Origin of the sequence: Streptomyces sp. NPDC093568 (assembly GCF_044764945.1) — a bacterium.
Classification (GTDB): Bacteria; Actinomycetota; Actinomycetes; order Streptomycetales; family Streptomycetaceae; genus Streptomyces.
Window position 1 is genome coordinate 281,802 of record NZ_JBIWJD010000001.1, and the last position, 19,550, is coordinate 301,351.

Annotated in this window: 16 protein-coding genes; 12 read left to right on the forward strand and 4 right to left on the reverse strand. The window is 73.9% G+C overall.

The window, feature by feature from the left end:
* Window positions 1-240: 240 nt before the first annotated feature.
* On the forward strand, window positions 241-822 hold the full coding sequence (locus ACIRD7_RS01205; RefSeq protein ID WP_403448045.1) for a hypothetical protein: 582 nt from the start codon (window positions 241-243) through the stop codon (window positions 820-822).
* Between the two features lie 63 nt (window positions 823-885).
* Here the strand turns inward: ACIRD7_RS01205 and ACIRD7_RS01210 are convergent, their stop codons facing one another.
* The 3 genes from ACIRD7_RS01210 to ACIRD7_RS01220 all read right to left on the reverse strand — a co-directional run bounded on the left by ACIRD7_RS01210 (window position 886) and on the right by ACIRD7_RS01220 (window position 3,688).
* Window positions 886-1,635 carry a DUF4142 domain-containing protein gene (locus ACIRD7_RS01210; RefSeq protein ID WP_403448048.1) on the reverse strand — a complete coding sequence of 250 codons (750 nt, stop codon included), beginning with the start codon at window positions 1,633-1,635 and terminating at the stop codon, window positions 886-888.
* 152 nt (window positions 1,636-1,787) lie between these two features.
* Window positions 1,788-2,612: an alpha/beta fold hydrolase gene (locus ACIRD7_RS01215; RefSeq protein ID WP_403448050.1), complete on the reverse strand. Its 825-nt coding sequence runs from the start codon at window positions 2,610-2,612 to the stop codon at window positions 1,788-1,790.
* Between the two features lie 23 nt (window positions 2,613-2,635).
* Complete coding sequence (locus ACIRD7_RS01220) at window positions 2,636-3,688, reverse strand: alpha/beta hydrolase family protein (protein WP_403448053.1); 1,053 nt, start codon at window positions 3,686-3,688, stop codon at window positions 2,636-2,638.
* 173 nt (window positions 3,689-3,861) lie between these two features.
* On the opposite strand from ACIRD7_RS01220, the gene ACIRD7_RS01225 reads away from it, so the two are divergent.
* Window positions 3,862-6,714, forward strand: a complete 2,853-nt coding sequence (locus ACIRD7_RS01225) for a SpoIIE family protein phosphatase (protein WP_403448055.1) — start codon at window positions 3,862-3,864, stop codon at window positions 6,712-6,714.
* A gap of 147 nt (window positions 6,715-6,861) precedes the next feature.
* On the opposite strand, the gene ACIRD7_RS01230 is transcribed toward ACIRD7_RS01225, so the two are convergent.
* On the reverse strand, window positions 6,862-8,349 hold the full coding sequence (locus ACIRD7_RS01230; RefSeq protein ID WP_403448057.1) for an alpha/beta hydrolase: 1,488 nt from the start codon (window positions 8,347-8,349) through the stop codon (window positions 6,862-6,864).
* Between the two features lie 143 nt (window positions 8,350-8,492).
* On the opposite strand from ACIRD7_RS01230, the gene ACIRD7_RS01235 reads away from it, so the two are divergent.
* From ACIRD7_RS01235 to ACIRD7_RS01280, 10 genes are read left to right on the forward strand one after another with little or no spacing between them, the layout of a single operon-like run.
* Window positions 8,493-9,749 (forward strand): ATP-grasp domain-containing protein, encoded by a 1,257-nt coding sequence (locus ACIRD7_RS01235; RefSeq protein WP_403448060.1) that lies wholly within the window; start codon window positions 8,493-8,495, stop codon window positions 9,747-9,749.
* Window positions 9,746-10,582 carry a Rossmann-like domain-containing protein gene (locus ACIRD7_RS01240; protein WP_403448063.1) on the forward strand — a complete coding sequence of 279 codons (837 nt, stop codon included), beginning with the start codon at window positions 9,746-9,748 and terminating at the stop codon, window positions 10,580-10,582. The genes ACIRD7_RS01235 and ACIRD7_RS01240 overlap by 4 nt, the downstream gene beginning before the upstream one ends.
* Window positions 10,579-11,655: a PLP-dependent cysteine synthase family protein gene (locus tag ACIRD7_RS01245; RefSeq protein ID WP_403448065.1), complete on the forward strand. Its 1,077-nt coding sequence runs from the start codon at window positions 10,579-10,581 to the stop codon at window positions 11,653-11,655. The genes ACIRD7_RS01240 and ACIRD7_RS01245 overlap by 4 nt, the downstream gene beginning before the upstream one ends.
* A complete protein-coding gene (locus tag ACIRD7_RS01250; protein ID WP_403448068.1) occupies window positions 11,652-12,689 on the forward strand; it encodes a dipeptide epimerase in 1,038 nt (345 codons plus the stop codon). The genes ACIRD7_RS01245 and ACIRD7_RS01250 overlap by 4 nt, the downstream gene beginning before the upstream one ends.
* Complete coding sequence (locus ACIRD7_RS01255) at window positions 12,673-13,896, forward strand: MFS transporter (RefSeq protein ID WP_403448070.1); 1,224 nt, start codon at window positions 12,673-12,675, stop codon at window positions 13,894-13,896. The genes ACIRD7_RS01250 and ACIRD7_RS01255 overlap by 17 nt, the downstream gene beginning before the upstream one ends.
* Entirely contained in the window at window positions 13,893-14,690 is a 798-nt protein-coding gene (locus tag ACIRD7_RS01260) for a class I SAM-dependent DNA methyltransferase (RefSeq protein ID WP_403448073.1), read from the forward strand. The genes ACIRD7_RS01255 and ACIRD7_RS01260 overlap by 4 nt, the downstream gene beginning before the upstream one ends.
* Before the next feature lie 15 nt (window positions 14,691-14,705).
* Window positions 14,706-16,268 (forward strand): ABC transporter substrate-binding protein, encoded by a 1,563-nt coding sequence (locus tag ACIRD7_RS01265; RefSeq protein ID WP_403448075.1) that lies wholly within the window; start codon window positions 14,706-14,708, stop codon window positions 16,266-16,268.
* Window positions 16,265-17,218, forward strand: coding sequence for an ABC transporter permease (locus ACIRD7_RS01270; RefSeq protein WP_403448078.1), 954 nt, complete (start codon window positions 16,265-16,267; stop codon window positions 17,216-17,218). The genes ACIRD7_RS01265 and ACIRD7_RS01270 overlap by 4 nt, the downstream gene beginning before the upstream one ends.
* Window positions 17,215-18,006 carry an ABC transporter permease gene (locus ACIRD7_RS01275; RefSeq protein WP_403448080.1) on the forward strand — a complete coding sequence of 264 codons (792 nt, stop codon included), beginning with the start codon at window positions 17,215-17,217 and terminating at the stop codon, window positions 18,004-18,006. The genes ACIRD7_RS01270 and ACIRD7_RS01275 overlap by 4 nt, the downstream gene beginning before the upstream one ends.
* Window positions 18,003-19,544 carry an ABC transporter ATP-binding protein gene (locus tag ACIRD7_RS01280; RefSeq protein WP_403448082.1) on the forward strand — a complete coding sequence of 514 codons (1,542 nt, stop codon included), beginning with the start codon at window positions 18,003-18,005 and terminating at the stop codon, window positions 19,542-19,544. Before ACIRD7_RS01275 ends, ACIRD7_RS01280 begins: the two co-directional genes overlap by 4 nt.
* The last annotated feature ends 6 nt before the right edge of the window (window positions 19,545-19,550 follow it).

The window sequence follows — 19,550 nt, forward strand, 5'->3', positions numbered from 1 at the left end:
GTGGTGTCCGGGAACGGAAGGGGCGTCGGCGGGCGGGCGACGTGGCCGGGGGTCTGCCTCCGCCGTCACCGGCGGTGAGATGACTGTGGGGGTGGTGGGGCGGCGGGGACGGTCGGGGTCGGTGGCTCTCGGACGGACCGCCGCGCTCCCCAGGACCCTCGCCGCCGGTCTCGGCATTACGTGCCGGCGCCGGCGGGCGCACACTGGAAGGGTGCTGTCGGTGCTCAAGGGGGTGTCGGCATGGCGGCGTCCGAGTGCCCGAGGGTGCGGCTGTGGCGGTGGCGGCGCAATCCGCTGAGGCGGCGTTGCGACCTCATCGAGGCCTGGGTCGTGCTGTGCGGATGGCTGTTCGCGCTGGCCGGTGCCGTGTGCGGCGGCCTCGTCGCGGCGGACGCGGTCGTGCGCTCGGCGGAGCAGCAGCGGGCCGACAGCCACAGGGTGACGGCCGTCCTGGTGAAGGACGCGGAGGACCCGGGGCCCGCGCGGGTGACCACCGACCATCTGGTGTGGGCGACCGTGCGCTGGACCGACCCGGACGGCACGGTCCGCACGGACGAGGCGCGGGTGCCGCCCAAGACGAAGGCGGGCGGCAAGGCCGAGGTGTGGACGGACCGCCATGGTGTCCTCCCCAAGGAACCGCTGTCCGAGACCGAGATCATGCTGCACTCGGTCGCCGGCGGAGTCCTGGCCGGCTCGGGAGCCGCGGGCCTCGTGCTCGGGTCCGTGTGGGTGGTGCGGCTGGGACTGGAGCGGCGGCGGCTGGAGCAGTGGGCCGCCGAGTGGGAGCGGCTGGACACGCCGTGGGGATGGAAGACGGGCTGACCGCGGGTCCCGTCGCCGGCCTCGACGGCGAGCGCCGCGTTCAGCGGCGGCCCACCGCGGGCGTCACTTGACGTCCGCGCTCGGCAGCGCCGTCGGGGACGCGGTGTTGAGGTCTTCCAGGCCCTTGGGGATGGCGAGCGTGAGGACCGGTGCGCCCGGCTGGGGCGCGGGCGGCGTCATCTGGTCCTTGGGGAGCTTCGGCGGCGTGGTCTGCTGGAAGTTGTTCGCGTCGAAGTTCACCATGCCCGTCTTCTCCAGGACCGTCATGTGGTCGAGCACGGTGTCGTTCGCCAGGTCCGCCAGCTGACGCACCAGGGTGTTCTGCGTGGTGCCCCGGATCTTCGCGATGGCCGGGAAGATCTGCCCGTGCGTCACCCGCATGATGGCGACACCGGTGGCGTCGAACTCCTTGCCGGTCTTGGAGTCCACGGTCGCCACGAACTGCTGCTGCTGGGGGCTGGCCTGGTTGGGCAGCGTGATGTTCAGCTCGGAGGCGAGCTTGCGGCAGGCGAGGTCGAGCCGGGCGTGTCCGACGACCAGGTGCTTGCCGGCCTCCTTCATCTCCGGCGTCGTGCCCCGCTGCATCGCCATCATGCCCAGCGGGTGCTCCCACAGGCCCGCCGCGCGGACCTTGACGACGAAGTCCCGGTCGGCCTCGGTCAACGGGCCGTACTGCGTGTTGGCGATGACGCGGTCCTGATTGACGGACGTGGTCTCCACGCCCAGCATCGCGGGGTAGGCGAGGGCGGAGAGGGTGAGGACGAGAGCGCCTCCCACGAAGACGGTGCCTACCATGCGGCGCGAGACGGGCATCGTGACTCCTGTGACGTGAACGGCCGGTACTCCCTGAGGTACGGATGGCTCGCGCGAAACAATCACCGCCGCGCGAAAAAACTTGCGGCCCGCGGTGGGGCGTTCGTCACAATCCCTCGCGAACGGCGGGTACGGCGCTCCCCGTTCGGCCGCTACGCCGCCCGTCGCCCCAGAGCGACCAGCGCGCCCACCTGACGCGTGTACGCGCTCGGGTGGGAGACGTGCGGGATGTGCCCCGCGCCCTCGAAGGTGTGCGTGAGCGCCTGCGGCAGGGCGCCCGCGAGCCGGCCGACGATCGCGGCGAACCACCGCGGGCTCTCGCTGCCCTTGGTCAGCAGCGCGGGCCCCCGGTAACCGGAGAGCCGGCCGAGATCGAGATCGGCCCACCGCGGGTCGCCCTGCTCGTCCGCGAACGTGGGCGCGTTGACGCGGAACGTCTCCCGCACCCGGTCCGGCATCAGCTCCCACTCCCCGGGCCCGAACGCGACCTCTTCCACGAACTGCCTTGCCCCCGAGAGGACTTCGCCCTCCCGTAACCGCTCGACGACGGAGGCCATACGCAGTGCGGTGGCCGCCATCAGCGGGCGTGCCGCGGCGTCGTCGGCCACGACGCCCATGAGCGGCGGCTCGTGCGCGAGGATGCCGCGGAAGAGCTCCGGGCGCCGGCCGGCCAGGCCCAGCGCGGTCGACGCGCCGAAGGAGTTGCCCGCGACGAACGCGGGGGCGAAGCCGAGGGTCTCCATCAGCGCCGCCAGGTCGTCCTCGTCCTCGCGCCGTGACCCCTGGCCCGGCGGACGCTCGCTCCGGCTGTGTCCGCGCCGGTCGTACACCAGCACCCGGTGGTCGCGGGAGAGGTCCTTCATGACCGGCACCCAGTTGTAGTGGTCGCCCCAGGAACCGTGGACCAGGACCAGCGGGTCGCCGTCGCCGGCCGTCTCGTAGTAGAGCTCGACCCCGTTCACCGCGGCCAGTGGCATGTCCGTCTTCTCCTTGTCGCCGGTCAGCGCAGGTGTCGTTCGAGGAAGGTCAGGGTGGCGTCCATCGAGTCCGGCCACCGCGGCCCGAACGTGTGCCCCTCGCCGCGGTACGTCCGCAGCTCCACGTCCTTGCCGGCCGCCTCGAACGCGGCGACGGTCGCCCGCGTCCAGGCCAGGGGGCAGGTGTCGTCGGCGGTGCCGTGGTGGATCAGCAGGGGCTCGGTGACCCGGTCGACGTACGTGACCGGCGAGACCTGCCGCCAGAACTCGGGGTTCTCCTCCGGGGTGCCGTGCGCGGCTTCGATCTCCTCGACCAGCGGGTCGCCCTCGGGCCGCTGGAAGCGGTCGATGTTCTCCTGCGGGCGGGAGCTGACCGGCGCGAACACCACGGCCGCGTCGACCAGTCCCGGCGCCACGACCAGCGCGTTGTACACCACCCCGCCGCCCATCGACCGCCCGACCAGCCCGATCCGCTCGTCGTCGACGTCCGGCCGGGCGGCGGAGCGCAGCGCGCGCACGGCGGCGATGACGTCCTCGGTGTAACCGAGCCGCAGGTTGACGTCGTTGTCGGGGTCGTCGTCGGAGCCCGCGTGGTTGCGGTAGTCGGTGTGCAGGACGACGTAGCCGTTGCGGGCGAGGAGGTCCAGTTCGCGGGGCATGCCGCGGCCGGTCGTGTAGACGTCCGGGTCGATGTAGCCGTGCGCCAGGACCAGCGCGGGGAACGGCCCCTCGCCGCGCGGGACGTTCATGATCCCCGAGATGGTCAGACCGCCCGAGCGGTAGGTGACGGCGTACTGGGTGTAGGCGCCGGTGCGCACCCGTACGGCACCCAGGCGCAGGTCGGAGCCTCGGTGCTCGCGCTGCATCAGGGCCGGGAGGGAGACCGGGTCGGCGGGGGAGGGGGAGGCCGACGGGCCGGGGGACTCGCCTCCGCCGCGGGTCGGGGCCGGAGCCGATGCCGAGGAGGGGTGGGTGCCGTCGGCGTCGCCTGTGCTGCCGTCGCCTGCCGTGCAGCCCACGGCGGCCACCAGCGTCAGCCCGGCGGCGAGACTGGTCAGGCCCCGCAGTGACCGCATGCGACCCAGTATGGCGTGGATCATCGCGCTCGGCTGGCCGCGCGGGGAAGCGCCCTGACCGAGGGCGGAAGCATTCATTGTGATGCGCGTCACCATGGGGCTAGGGTGAGAGCGCTTGACGAAGCTCGCCGGGCCGCGGGCCGAGGGGCGGTGCGCGACCGGGCCGGGTTCGGATGAGGGAAGTGATCCCGTTGTCCGTCGCCTGGGACGACATCGGCGGTCTCGTCGATGCCCACGAACGATTCCTCGCCGGCTCACTGGTCGAGTCGGACGTCCGCGACTTGGTGCTCGACTCCTGGAAGCGCTGCCGCTCCGTCGGGCTGGAGCCGCACCGGCTGCTGGTCTCCTACAGCGAGGACGTCGCACTGGACGACCGGTTCCTGCGTGCCGCCCGCCCGGTGCTGAGCGACCTGACCGCTTCCCTCGCCGAGACGGGCATGACCATCGCGGTCTGCGACGGACAGGGCCGCATGGTCCAGCGCCTCGGCGGTGACGGGCACCTGCTCCGGCAACTCGACGCGGTGCGGTTCGCCCCCGGATTCGACGCCTCGGAGCCGGTCGTCGGCACCAACGGCGTCGGCACCGCCCTCGCCGAGCGCGGCCCCGTCTACATCGTCGGCCGGGAGCACTTCGCCGACTGCCTCCAGCCCTTCGCCTGCGCGGGCGCGCCCGTCCGGGACCCGCTCAGCGGACGCATCGAGGCCGTCCTCGATCTCACCTGCCTGCGCGACCAGGGCGACCCGGCCATGGTGCGGATGGTCCGCGAGGCCGCCCGGGGCATCGAGGCCCGGCTGCTGGAGCAGGCCACCGAGCGCGAACGTGCCCTCCTCACCGCGTACCGGCGCGCCGACGGCCACGCGCAGGGCTGGCCGAGGCAACCGGACGCGGCGCGGACGGACAGCGCCGGCGGCGGCCTCGGCCGGGTCGACATGGCGGTCCTGCGCGAGAAGGCCGAGGAACTCATCGCCTCCCCGCACCGCACCTCCGACGAGGTCACCCTGCCCAGCGGCCGGACGGCCGTACTGCTGCGCCGCCAGGTCAGAGGTGCGGCGGGGGAGACCGGCGTCGCCGTCGAGGCCCGCGTGGCCGGGGGGCCGCGGCTGCGCCATGTCGGGGTGGGGGTGGCGGTGACGGGGGTTGCTTCGGCCGGGGGCGCGGCCACGGGCCGGAGCGTGGTCGCGACGCCCGTACGGCGGACGGCCGCGGCGAAGCCGAAGACGCCGACCGCACCCACGCCGCCCCAGCCGTGGTCCGCCCCGACCGCCCTCCCGCTCGAACCCGACGACGAAACCGCCGGTGCCGACCCCTGGCTGTTGCTCATCGGGGAGCCCGGCGTCGGGCGGCTGGCCCTGCTGGCGCGGCGGCGGCTGGAGCTGCTGCACGACGCCAGCGTGCGGATCGGCACCACGCTGGACGTCACCCGTACCGCCGAGGAACTCGCCGAGGTGACCGTCGCCCGGTTCGCCGACTTCGTCGCCGTCGACCTGCCCGACGCGGTGCTGCGCGGCGAGGAGCCGGAGGCGCTCGGCGGCCGGACCGCGCTGCGCCGGGTCGCCATCCGCGCCGTCCGCAGTCAGCCGCACAATCTGTACGACGTCGGGGACGTCGTCGAGTACGTCCCGTCCACGCCGCAGGCCCGGTCCCTGGAGACCACCAGGTCCGTCATCGAACCCGTGCTGGCCGAGGCCGGCGGCTGGATCGCGCAGGACCCGGAGCGCCTGGAGAAGGTCCTCGCGGCAGGCATCCACTCCCTGATCACCGTGCCGCTGCGGGCCCGCGGCACGACCCTGGGCGTGGTCAGCTTCTACCGCTCCCTGCACCCCGCGTCCTTCGAGGACGACGATCTGTCCCTCGCGCAGGAGCTGGTCGGCCGCGCGGCCATCTGCATCGACAACGCCCGCCGCTACACCCGCGAGCACAACACGGCCCTCGCCCTCCAGCGCAGCCTGCTGCCGCGGGGCCGCCCCGAGCAGAGCGCCGTCGACGTCGCCTACCGCTATCTGCCCGCGCAGGCCGGCGTCGGCGGCGACTGGTTCGACGTCATCCCGCTCTCCGGCGCCCGCGTCGCGCTCGTCGTCGGCGACGTGGTCGGGCACGGGCTGCACGCCGCCGCGACCATGGGCCGGCTGCGTACCGCCGTGCACAACTTCTGCTCCCTGGACCTGTCGCCCGACGACCTCCTCACCCATCTCGACGACCTGGTCGGCCGGCTCGACCGGGGCGAGGGCTGGGCGGCGGAGAACAGTCCCGACTCCGGCATCGTCGGAGCCACCTGTCTGTACGCCGTCTACGATCCGGTGTCCCGGCGCTGCACCCTCACCCGCGCCGGGCACCCCCTGCCCGCAGTCGTCGCCCCCGACGGCACGGTCGAGTTCGTCGACCTGCCCTCCGGCCCGCCCCTGGGCCTGGGCGGCATGCCCTTCGAGACCGTCGAGCTGGAGCTGGCCGAGGGCAGCCAACTCGTGCTCTACACCGACGGTCTGGTCGAGGACCGGCACCGTGACATCGACGCCGGCCTGGACAGGCTCCGTGCCGTCCTGGCCGGCGTCGGCCGGCCGCCCGAGGAGACCTGCGACGCCGTCCTCGACGCCCTGCTCCCGGCCCGCCCCGGCGACGACGTGGCGCTGCTCGTCGCCCGCACCCACACCCTGCCTGCCGACCACGTGGCCCAGTGGGACCTGCCCAGCGACCCGGCGGTCGTCTCCCGTGCCCGGACGGCGGTCACCGACCGGCTCGCCGCCTGGGGCCTCGACGGCCTGGCCTTCACCACCGAACTGGTCGCCAGCGAACTCGTCACCAACGCCATCCGCCACGCCACCGGCCCCGTCCAGCTCCGGCTGCTGCGCGACCGCGCCCTGATCTGCGAGGTCTCCGACGGCAGCGGCACCTCGCCCCGACTGCGCCAGGCCCGCAGCACGGACGAGGGTGGCCGGGGGCTGTTCCTCGCCGCTCAGCTGACCGAGCGCTGGGGGACGCGGTACACGCCCAACGGCAAGATCATCTGGACGGAGCAGCCATTGCCGTAACGCTGCCGCTAGGGGGGCGAGGTTTTAGTGGGCCGGGGTATCTGGGGGCTGCCGCCCCCAGGCCCCCGCTTCGGCCCTGAAGGGGCCTCGTCCTCAAACGCCGGACGGGCTTGCTGTCGCTGACCGGCCTCGACGGGTGCGGCTGGATCACTGTGCCCCCGGCAACCCCGGCCCCGCGCACCGCACATCCCTCCCCGGCACCACCCCGTCCACGAGATAAGCCGCCACGGTCCCGTCCACGCACCCGTTCCCCCGGCTGGCGAACACGCCGTGGGAGTAGTCGTTCTCCAGGGTGACCAGGCGCGAGCCCGGCAGCAGCCTGCGCAACTCGCGGGCGCCCTGAATCGGTGTGACCGGGTCGTGCGCCGAGGCGACCAGGAGGACCGGTGGGGCGGCCGGGCTTCCCAGGGGCGTGCGGTGGTCGGGGCGATGGTGCCAGTGCGCGCAGGTCGTGGCCTCCAGGCCGGTCAGCACCGGCTGCGGGTCCTGCCGGCGGACGCGGCGGATGTCCGCCAGGACCTCGCCCGGCGTCGGTCCCGGGCCGTCCGCGCACTTCACGATGCGGTTGGCCGCCTCGTAGTTGCGTGATTCCGGGCTGTCGAAGGCGGAGCCGGGGCGCAGGCCGGCCACGTCACCGCTGCTCAGGTAGGTCCGCAGTCCGTCGGCCAGACCTGTCCAGCGTTCGGTGCGGCCCAGGGCGCGGTAGACGGCCCGGTCGAACTCCGCCGGGCCGAACCCGGCGACCGGGCGGGCGGCGAGCCCCTGGCGTGCGCGCAGATACGACCGCCGTACCGCGTCCGCGTCACGGCCGAGCCCGAAGCGGTCCGCCTGGGCGGCGGTCCAGGTGAAGAAGGTGGCGCGGGCGCGCAGCAGCGCCCGGCTCTGGATCACGTCGAAGTCGTGCCAGTCCCAGGGCCCGACCACGCTGTCGAGCACCATCCGGCCCACCCGGTGCGGAAAGCGGGCCGCGTAGGCCGCGCCCAGGTAACTGCCGTAGGAGACACCGAGGAAGCTCGTGCGCGGCTCGCCCAGGGCGGCCCGGATCGCGTCCATGTCGTCCACCGTCTCCTCGGTGGACAGGTACGGCAGGACCTCCTCGCCCGCGCCCGCCGCGCAGTCGTCGGCCATGGCCCGCTGTGCGGTCAGATACGCCCGCTCGGCCCATGGGCCCACCGGCACCGGGTCCGCGCCCGGAGCGGCGAACAGGCCGCCCATCGCGCCGCAGTCGGCCGGCGTGCTGTGGCCGACGCCTCGCGGGTCGAAGCCGATGACGTCGTAGGAACGCCGCACGCTCGCGGGGAGTTTGGCGCGCTTGGTGACCGCGTAGGGGAGCCCGGAGCCGCCCGGTCCGCCGGGGTTCACCAGCAGGATGCCCCGCCGCTCGGCCGGGGTGCCGGAGGCGGGGACGCGGGAGACGGCGATCTCGATGCGCGGGCCGGACGGGTGCCGCCGGTCGAGCGGGACGTTCAGTCGCCCGCACTCCACACGGTCCGGAGCGGGCGGACTCGGTACGGACTCCGGGCAGCTGCCGAAGGTGAGGGAGGCAGCGGCGCGGGCGGGGGTGGCGGTGGGGAACAGGGCCGCTGCCGCGGCCAGGGCGCACAGCAGGGCGGTGGGGCGTGCCGGTATGGACAAGGCCTCTCCAGAGCGAGGTGAGAACGGGGTAGCAAATGAAAATGATTATCGATAACGTGTGGCCGTCAAGTCCGGTCCCCCTCCCGCCGAGGGGTGCCCCGGGCTGCCCTGACGACTGAACTCACGGTGTGAAAAGGGGAGTTGTGGCTCATCTGCTGGTGGTCGAGAGCTGGGTCGGGTCGATGAGCAGGCTGCTGCCACGCGCCATCCGCGAGGGCGGGCACGAGTTCACCTTCCTCACCCGTGACCTGCACCACTACCTGCGCTCGGCGCCCGAGGGGACGGCGCATCCGCTGCTCGGCGCCCGCAATGTGATCACCGCCGAGACCAACGACGTCGACGCCCTGCTGCCCGAGGTGGAGCGGCTGCACTCGGTGCTGGGCTTCGACGGGGTGATCACCTCCTGCGACTACTACCTGCCGGCGGTCGCCCGCATCGCCGGACACCTCGGCCTGCCGGGCCCCGGCCCCGAGGCGGTGGAGGCCGCCTGCCGCAAGGACGCCACCCGCCGCCTGCTCGCCGACGCCGGCCTGCCCGGACCGCGCTTCGCCGTGCACGAGGAGTGGGCCGGCCTCGCGCGCGCCGCCCAGGAGATCGGCTACCCGCTCGTCGCCAAGCCCGTCGACCTGTGCGCGGGCATGTACGTGCGCCGCATCGAGCACGAGGCCGAACTGGCCGAACTCTTCAAGGCGCTGGCGGACTTCCCGGTCAACGCCCGTGGGCAGCGCCGCACGCGGGCCGTGCTGCTCGAAGAGCTCCTCGACGGCCCCGAGGTCAGCGTCGAGACCGTTTCCTACGCCGGTGCGGTGCACCTCGTCGGCGTCACCGACAAGAGCGTCGGCGGCGCGCCCGCCTTCGTCGAGACCGGCCACATGTTCCCGGCCGACCTGCCGCAGGCCGACCTGGAAGCCGCCGAGCAGACCGCGCTCGGCGCGCTCAAGGCCCTCGGGCTGACCGACGCGGTCGTGGCGCACACCGAGATCAAGCTGACCTCGGCCGGACCCCGCGTCGTCGAGGTCAACCCCCGGCCCGCCGGCAACCGCATCACCGAACTCGTCCGCCATGTCACCGGCATCGACCTCGCCGCCGCCTTCGTGGACGTCGCCCTCGGCCGCAGGCCCGACCTGCGGCGCACGGACACCGGGCTGCGCAGCGCCGCCATCGGCTTCCTCGTCCCGGACCGCGCGGGCACCCTCGACGCGCTCGACGCCGGACAACTGGCCCGGGAGGCCGATGTACTGGAGGTGTCGCTCGCCGAGCCCGGCACGGCCGTGAAGGCGGCGGGCAGCAACAACGAGTACCTGGGTCACGTCATGGCCGGCGACCCCGAGGGGCCCGGCGCACGCACCCGGGTCGAGCGCCTGCTGACCGGCCTGCGCGCGGGACTGGTGATCCGATGACCGCCGTCAGCGAGGCGACCTGCCGCAGCTACGGCGACCTGGTCGCCCTGGTGCGCGCGGGCGCCCTCGGCCCCGACCCCCGCACGCTGCGCGTCGCCGTCGCCTTCACCACCCGGCAGGCCGTACGGCACGACGGGCGGGGCACCGGCTACCGCAACGAGGTCCTCAGTCTGCGCCTGGCCGAGGCCGTCGGATCGTGCGCGTGCGAGCCGGGCGAGCTGCCCGACAGCGCGCTCGACGACTGCGTGGGCGCCGACGTGGCACGGCTCCTCGACCATCCGCTCCCGGCGGTGCGGGTGGCCGCCCTCGACGCCTACCTCATGCACATCGCCCCGCACACACCGGAGCACGGCGCGCGGTCCCTCGCCCTGCCCGCCGGGTCGTCGCTGGAGAAGTCCCGGGCGCGGGCGAGGGCCGTGGTCGAGCTGCTCGACCTGCCGGCCGGATCCACGGTGCTGGTCGTGGGAGTCGTCAACTCCCTTCTGGAGACGCTGCGTTCGCGCGGACTCGGCTATGTGCCGTGCGACCTCAAGGGCGGCGTGACCGAGTGGGGCGAGCCGGTCGTCACCGACGCCCTCGCCGCCGCCCGCAGCTGCGACGCACTGCTCGTGTCCGGGATGACCCTCGGCAACGGCACCTTCGAACCGCTGCGGGAGCACGCGCTGCGGCACGGCAAGCAGCTGGTGATGTTCGCGCAGACCGGCAGCGCGGTGCTGCCCCGCTTCCTCGGGCACGGCGTGAGCGCGGTGTGCGCCGAGCCGTACCCCTTCTTCTGGCTCGACGGCGGACCCGGCGTCGTCCACCGCTACCTATGTACCGGGGGTGCCCGATGACCGCGACCGCCGTACGCCCCACCGCGCACCCGGAGCTGCTCGCCCTGCTCGGCCGGACCCCGGTGGTGCGGGTCACGGCCGACCTGCCGCACGCCCACCCCGGCTTCTGGGCCAAACTCGAAGGGCTCGCCGCGGGCGGCATGAAGGCACGGGCAGCCGTGGCGATGCTGCTCGGCGCGCGCGAGCGCGGCGAACTGCGGCCCGGCGCCACCGTGGTGGAGTCCACCTCCGGCACGCTCGGCATCGGGCTCGCCTTCGCCGGCCAGCTGCTCGGCCACCCCGTCGTCCTGGTCGGCGACAGCGAACTCGAGCCCTCCATGCGGCAGTTGCTGCGCGCCCACGGCGTCCGGCTGGAGCTGGTCGACCGCCCGGCACCGCAGGGCGGCTGGCAGGCCGCACGGCTCGCCCGGCTGCGCGAACTCCGCGCCGAACTCCCCGGCGCCTACTGGCCGGACCAGTACAACAACCCCGACAACACCGCCGGTTACGCCTCCCTCGCCGCCGAACTCGGCGCCCAGCTCGACCACCTGGACATCCTGGTGTGCAGCGTCGGCACCGGCGGCCACAGCGCCGGCGTCATCGGACCGCTGCGCCGGCGCTGGCCCGCGCTGCGGCTCATCGGCGTCGACGCGACCGGCTCGACCATCTTCGGCCAGCCCGCCCGCCCCCGGCTGATGCGCGGCCTCGGCAGCAGCATCCACCCGCGCAACGTCGCCTACGACGCCTTCGACGAGGTCCACTGGATCGGCCCCGCCGAGGCCGTGGACACCTGCCGCAGACTCGCCCGGGGCTGCTTCGTCAGCGGCGGCTGGAGCACGGGGGCCGTGGCACGCGTCGCGGCCTGGGCGGCCCGCGTGCACCCGGGCGCGGTGGTCGCCACCGTGTTCCCCGACGGCCCGCACCGCTACCTCGGCACCGTCTACGACGACGACTTCCTCGCCGCCCACGGACTTGACCTGGCCGGCGCCGCCACCCGGCCCGTGGAGATACCGCACCCGTACGCCGCCGAGGCGAGCGGGTGGGCGCGGTGCGCGCGGGTGGCCGATCCCCTCTCCTTCGAAAGGACACGATGAAGGTCCGCCTGCGCACCGTACGCCTCGAACTCGCCGAGCCGCTGCGCATCTCCCGCTCCACCATGAGCGCCCGCGACGCCGTGTGGCTGACCGTCGAGCACGATGGGGTGACCGGACACGGCGAGGCCGTCAGCAGCGTGTACTACGGCCTGGACGCCGACACCCTGGTACGCCTCGTCTCGGCGGTCGGTCTGGAACGGTTCGCCGATCCCGAGACCGCCCTGGAGGCCCTGCCCTCCCGCGCCCTACCGCCGGCCGTCACCGCCGCCGTCGAGTCCGCGCTGCTGGACCTCGTCGGCAAGCGGGACGGGGTGCCCGTCCACCGCCTGGTGGGGTCCGCCGGGCCGTTCGGCGTGGCCACCGCGCGCACCATCGGGATCACCTCCCTCGCGCACGCCGCCGCCCACGCCCGGCGGCTGGCCGCGAGCGGATTCGAGGTCGTCAAGGTGAAGGCGGGCTCGTCCGACGCCGAGGACGACGTCGAGCGGGTGCGGGTCATCCGGGACGCGGCTCCTCAGGTGCGGCTGCTGCTGGACCCGAACGGGGCCTGGAGCCCTGCGCAGGCCGAGCGTCTGCTGCCCCGGTTCGCCGAGCTCGGCGTAGAGGCCGTCGAACAGCCCCTCGCGCCCGGCGACCCCGACACGCTCGGCGCCCTGGCCGAGAGGTCGCCGCTGCCGGTGATCGCCGACGAGGACGCGGTGAGCGTCGAGGACGTACGGCGGCTCGCCGGACGCGTCCACGGCGTCAACGTCAAGCTCGCCAAGTGCGGCGGAGTCCGCGCCGCCCTGCGGATCGCGGAGCTGATCGAGGGCAGCGGGACGGAGCTCATGCTCGGCTGCCTCACCGCGAGCAGCCTCGGTATCGCCCCCGCCGTCCACCTCGCCGACCGGGCCCGCTGGGTGGACCTGGACGGCCATCTGCTGCTCGCGCACGACCCGTGGACCGGGATCGGCGGCGCGAACGGCACCGTACGCACAAGTGCCTCGCCCGGCCTGGGAGTCGAGGAGGTGACGGCCCGTGCGGACGTGGCGTGAGATGCGCGGCTTCCCGCTCGCCGTCCAACTGCTGCTCGTCAACCAGCTCGGCGTCAACACCGGCTTCTACCTCCTCATCCCCTACCTCGCCACCCACCTCGGCGAGAACCTGGGCATGTCGGCGGCGGTCGTCGGGGTCGTCCTCGGGGTGCGCAACCTCAGCCAGCAGGGCCTGTTCATCATCGGCGGCTCGGCCTCCGACCGGCTCGGGGCGCGGGGCGTCATCATCGCCGGGTGCGCGCTGCGGACCGTCGGGTTCGCCCTGTTCGCCCTGGGCGACGGGCTGCCGGTGCTGCTCGCCGCGTCGGTGCTCAGCGGGCTCGCGGGCGCGCTGTTCAACCCGGCCGTGCGGGCGTATCTCGCGCAGGAGGCCGGAGAGCGCAAGGCGGAGGCGTTCGCGCTGTTCAACGTGTTCGCCACGACCGGCGCGCTCATCGGGCCGCTGCTGGGCAGCGCGCTGCTCCTGGTCGACTTCCGGACGTCCGCGCTGACCGCCGCCGGCATCTTCGCGGTGCTCACCGTGGCGCAGGCCGCGGTCCTGCCCGCGCGCAAGGTCGAGCCGACCGGCGGCGGTGTCCTCGGCGACTGGCGCGAGGTGCTCGGCAACCGGGCCTTCCTGGCCTTCGCGCTCGCCATGGTCGGCATGTTCACCCTGGAGAACCAGCTGTACCTGCTGCTCCCCGACGGGGCCCGGCAGGCCACCGGCTGGGACGGGGCGGCGGGCATCGTCTTCCTCGTCGGTACGGTCGCCAACCTGGCGCTCCAGCTGAGGATCACCCGCGGTCTCAAGTCCCGTGGCAGCAGGGCAGGTTGGATCGCGGCCGGGCTCGCGGTGATGGGACTGGCCTTCCTGCCGGCCGCCCTCGGCGCGGGAGTGGTGCCGGTCCTCGCGGGCGCGCTGCTGCTCTACCTCGGCATCATGATCGCCTCGCCGTTCGTGATGGAGCTGATCCCCCGCTTCGGGCGCCCCGAGCTGACCGGCACGTACTTCGGCATCTTCTACGTCGTCTCCGGGATCGCCGCGGCCGTGGGCAACGCCGTCGTCGGGTGGGCCATGGACACGGGGGAGAGCTCGGACCAGGCCTGGCTGCCCTGGGTGTGCTGTGCGGTGTTCGGGCTGGCCTCGGCGGGCGGGGTCGCGTGGCTGCACCGCCGCGGCGCGCTGCCCGCGCCCGCGGAGCCGGTGCGGGAGAAGGCCGACGCATGACCGACGGCAACCTCCTCACCGACCACCCCGCCCTCTACGAGGCCCGCTTCCCCGACCCCGGCCGGCTCGCCGGACGCTGGGCCGAGGACTGTCTGCGCCGCCACGGCGCCGGGCCACGCGTCCTCGACATGGGCTGCGGCACCGGCCGCGACGCCGCCCATCTGCACTCCGCGGGCCGTACGGTGACCGGCGCCGACCTCTCCGAGGCGATGCTGGCCCACGCCCGCGCCCACCACCCCGGCCCGCGGTACGTCCGTGCCGACCTGCACGGCTTCGAGCCGCGCGAGCTGGGCGGGGACGCCTTCGACGCCGTGGTCTGCCTGGACAGCTCCCTGCTGTACTGCCACACCAACGACCAGCTCGACGGCTTCCTCGTCTCCTGCCGCCGCGCCCTCGCGCCGGGCGGGCTGCTGGTCGCGGAGATGCGCAACGGGGCGTACTTCCTGGGCCGCACGGACCTCCTCGACCGCCCGTGCGACAACACGTTCACCTGGCGGGGCACCGACTACCGCTCCATCACCACCCTGACCGTCGACCGCACGGCCGGGCTTCTGCGCCGCACCCGCGTATGGACGTCCGACGACGGCTCACCGCCCGTCACCCAGCACTCCGCCTGGCGGCTGCTGTTCCCGCACGAGCTGCGGCACTTCCTCACCGCGCACGGCTTCGAGGTCCTCGAACTCCACGACGGACCCGGCCCGCGCACCGAACCCCCCTGGCACGAAGGCCGGTTGCCCGGGACCGCCACCGACGCGGACCGGCTGCACCTCGTCGCGCGCCTGCACACCCACTGACCCGAAGGACCAGTCATGAACGACGAACGTTTCCCCGGCCTGCGCCGACGCGGCTTCCTCGCCGCCACCACCGGCGCCGCCGCCGCACTCGCCCTCGCCGGATGCGGCGGTTCCGGCGAGACGGCCGCCTCCGACGGCAACCCGAAGCGCGGCGGCCGGCTGCGTGCCGCCTTCGCCGGCGGCGGTGCGAGCGAGACCCTCGATCCGCACCTGGCGAGTCTCTTCGCCGACGTCGCCCGCGCCAAGGCGCTCTTCGACAAGCTCGCCGACTACGGCGCCGACCTCTCCGCCGAGCCCCGGCTGGCCGAGAGGTGGGAGCCCAACAAGGCGCTCGACCGCTGGCAGGTGACGCTGCGGAAGGCCTCCTTCCACGACGGCAGCCCGGTCACCGCCAAGGACGTCCTCTACAGCTACCGCCGGATAGCCGACCCGAAGCAGGCGTTCCGCGCGAAGGCGTCCCTGGAGCCCATCGACCTCGACGCCAGCCGGGCCACCGGCGAGCGGTCGATCGAGTTCGTGCTCAAGCGGCCCACCGCCGAATTCCCCAACGTCCTGGCCGCGTTCGGCGCGTACATCGTCCCCGAGAACGCCACCGGATTCGACGACAGTCCGATCGGCTCGGGCCCCTTCCGGTTCGTGTCCTTCGCCCCCGGCCGCTCCGCCGTCTTCCGCCGCCACGACGCCTACTGGGACGGTGCCCCGCTCCTCGACGAGATCGAGTTCGTGGTCGCCAACGAGGAGTCCGCCCGCGTCAACGCCCTGCTCGGCGGCCAGGTCGAGTACGCGCACGAGCTCAACCCCACCACCGCCCGCGCGCACGAGGGCAAGGGCCAGATCGAGATCGTGCGGCTGCGCAACAGTGCCATGCAGGCGTTCTGCATGAAGACCGACCGCGCGCCCTTCGACGACAAGCGGGTTCGCGAGGCCTTCTTCCTCATCGCCGACCGCCAGGAACTCGTCGACGGCGCGCTGTCCGGCGCGGGCGAGGTCGGCAACGACCTGTTCGGCAAGGGCTACGAGTACTACGCCGCCGGCCTGCCGCAGCGCACCCAGGACCTCGACCGGGCCCGCGCCCTGCTGAAGCAGGCCGGCGCCGAGAACCTCAAGGTCACCCTGGACACCTCGCCCGTCGCCGCCGGATTCACCGAGGCCGCCGGCATCTTCCGCGACCAGGCCGCCAAGGCGGGCGTCACCGTCGACGTGAAGATGGGCAGCAAGGACTCCTACTGGAGCGACATCCTCGACGGCGGCACCCTGTCCTGCTACCGCTCCGGCGCCATGCCCATCGAGGCCCACATTTCCCAGCGCCTGCTCACGGACTCCACCACCAACGCCACCAAGTGGCGGCACAAGGACTTCGACGCCCTCTACCAGCAGGCCCAGGCCACCCGCGACAAGACCGAACGGGCCGCCGTCTACGAGCGCATGCAGCGCCGGCTGTACGCCGAGGGCGGCTTCCTCATCTGGGGCTTCGCCGACTGGATCATCGGAACGGCTAGGACAGTGAAGGGGGTTGAGACCAAGGCACCCGCCAACACCCTCGACTGGGCACGCTTCGACAAGGTGTGGCTCGCGTGATCGCACTGCGCTCCTTCGCCGCCCGGCGGCTGCTCCTCGGCGCCCTGCAGACCGTGGCCGTCGTGCTGCTGGTCTTCGCGCTCACCGAGGCGCTGCCGGGCGACGCCGCGGTCGCCCTCGCCGGTGACCAGCCGGACCCGGCGCGCATCGCCGCGATCCGCGAGGCGATGGACCTGGACCGGCCGGCGTACGAGCGGCTCGCCGACTGGACGGCGGGCCTGCTGCGAGGCGATCTCGGCACCTCGCTGACGTCGGGCCGCCCGGTCACCCGGTACCTCGCCGACGGCTTCGGACCGACCCTGCTGCTGGCGGCGCTCACCCTCGCCCTCCTCGTCCCGCTCGGCTTCGGCCTCGGCGTGCTCGCCGCCCGCCACGAGGGAGGGCGCGTCGACCGGCTGGTCAGCTCGGTGACGCTGGCCGTGTACGCGGTCCCCGAGTTCGCCCTCGGGGTGCTGCTGGTGACGGTCCTCGCCCTGAAGCTGGCCTGGCTGCCGCCGACGGCCGTCGGCCACGGCACCGACCTGCTCGCGCATCCGGCGGTGCTGGTGCTGCCGGTGCTGGTCCTGCTGTCCCGCCCGGTCTGCTCCCTGTCCCGACTGGTGCGGGCCGGCATGGTCGACGCCCTCGCCTCCCCGTACGCCGTCCACGCCCGCCGCTACGGCGTCTCCGGCGCCCGGGTCCGCTATGCCCACGCCCTGCCGAACGCCCTCGCCCCGGCCGTGCAGCAACTCGCGCGCACGGTCGACTGGTTGCTGTGCGGGGTGATCGTGGTGGAGGCCCTCTTCGTGATCCCGGGGCTGGGGACGGTCCTGCTCAACGCCGTGGCCGAACGGGACGTACCGGTGGTGCAGGGGCTGGCCGTGGTGTTCGGCGTGCTGACGGTGGTGCTCAACCTCGGTGCCGACCTGGTGGCCCACCGGCTCACCCCTCGCGCGGAGGTGGCCGCATGACGCGGCGCCGTTTCGCGCTCGGCCTCGCCGTCGTCGCCGTCCCGCTCGCCCTCGCCCTCCTCGGACCGCTCCTCGCGGGCGACCCCGGGCCCCGCGCCATCTCCTTCACCCTCGGCGACGGCCACTGGCTCGGCACCGACTTCGTGGGCCGTGACGTCTGGCGCCAGGTCCTGCTGGGCGGCCGTACGGTCGTGGTCACCGCCCTGGCCGCGACCGCGCTCGCCTATCTCGTCGCCGTCCCGGTCGGGCTGCTGAGCGCGCTCACCCGGCTGCGGTGGCTGGAGGACCTGCTGATGCGGCCGCTGGACGTGCTGCTCGCCGTACCGTCGCTGCTGCTGATCCTGCTCGTCGCCTCCGTGCTGTCGCCGGGCGCCGTCGGGCTCGCGCTGCTCGTGGCCCTGGTGAACGTGCCGGACGCGGCCCGGATCGTGCGCGCGGCGGCGGCCGAGGCGGCCGCCCGTCCCGCCGTCGAGGCGCTGCGCATGCAGGGGGAGACCTGGTGGCGGATCGCCGTCGGACACGTCGGCCGGTCGGCGCTGCGCACCCTCGCCGCCGACGCCGGGATTCGGCTGACCGGGGTGCTGTATCTGGTGTCGACGGCCGCGTTCCTGGGGGTAGGGGTCGCGCCGGACGCCGCCGACTGGGCGGTGATGGTCGACCGCAACCGCACCGGTCTGCTGGTGCAGCCCTGGGCCGTGGTGGTGCCCGCACTGCTGATCGTGGCGCTGACGATGGGCACGAACCTGCTCTTCGACGCCGCGCTGGAAAAGAAGGGGCGACGCCCGTGAACCAGGGCCCCGTGGCCGAGATCCGCGACCTGCGCGTCGAGATCGGCGACCGGCCGATCGTCGACGGAGTGAACGTACGGGTGCTGCCCGGCAGGGTGACCGCTCTGGTCGGCGCCTCCGGCAGCGGAAAGACCACCACCGGTCTCGCCCTGCTAGGCGAGTACCCGCCCGGCGCCCGGGTCACCGGCGAGGTACGGCGGACCGGCGACGGCCCGGTCGGGTACGTCCCCCAGCACCCCGCCGCCGTCCTCAACCCAGCCCGCCGGGTCGGTGCCCTCCTCGCCGACCTGGCCCGGCCTCAGGTCCGCCACCTGCCGCGGGCCCGACGCCGTACGGCGGCCCGCGCGCTGGTTCTGAGTGCCCTGGCCGACGCCCAACTCCCGGGCGGCGAGGAGCTGTTGCGCAGCCACCCGCACCAGCTCTCCGGCGGCCAGCAGCAGCGTGTCGTCCTCGCCCAGGCCCTGCTGCTCGGCGCCCGCGTGATCGTCGCGGACGAACCCACCACCGGCCAGGACGCGCTGACCAAGAGCCGCATCGTCGAGCAGCTGACCGCGGTGGCGGCGCGCGGCATCGCGGTCGTCCTGCTCAGCCACGACCTCGACGTGGTCCGCGCCCTCGCCGACGAGGTCCTCGTCCTGCGTGCGGGCCGGGTCGTCGAGTCGGGCCCGGTGGAACGGCTGTGGACGGCACCCCGGCACGAGTGGACCCGCCGGCTGCTCGACGACCGGCACGCTGCCCCGGGGGAGGGGACAGGTGGCGAGCCCGGTCAACCGGTCCTGGAGGTAAGGGACCTGACGGCCACGCACGATCGCCGGACCGTCGTGCTGCGCGCGCCGCGTCTCGTCCTGCACCACGGCGAATGCCTCGCCGTCGTCGGCCGTTCCGGCAGCGGCAAGACCACGCTCGCCCGCTGCCTCGCCGGCCTGCACCGCGAGCACGACGGCGACATCCTCCTCGACGGCACCCCGCTGCCACGCAGCCTGCGCCATCGCAGCCGGGCCCAACTGGCCGCCGTGCAGTACGTCTTCCAGGACGCCCGGGCCGCCTTCGACGAGCATCGGCCGGTCCTGGACCAGGTGGCCCGCACGGCCGTACGGCTGCGCGGCGAAGACGAACGGGCGGCCGTGGACGAGGCGACGGCCACCCTCGACCGCCTCGGGCTCCCCGCGGACCTGGCCCGTCGCCGTCCCGGCGCCCTCTCCGGCGGCGAACTCCAGCGCGCCGCCCTCGCCCGCGCCCTGCTCGCCCGCCCCAGGGTGCTGGTCTGCGACGAGGTCACCTCCGGCCTGGACACGGTCACCCGGCGCGGCATCCTCGACGTCCTCGCCGGCCTGGTGGGCGAGGGCGACGGCCTGTCCCTCGTCCTCGTCACCCACGACCTGGACACGGCACGCCTGGCCCAGCGCATCGCCGTACTGGACGCGGGCGAGATCGTCGAACAGGGCACGGCGGGAAGGATCCTGACGGCGCCTCGGCACCCCTTCACGATCTCGCTCCTGCGCACGACGCGGCGCCTTGCGGTGGGGGTCGGTGACTGAGCCGAC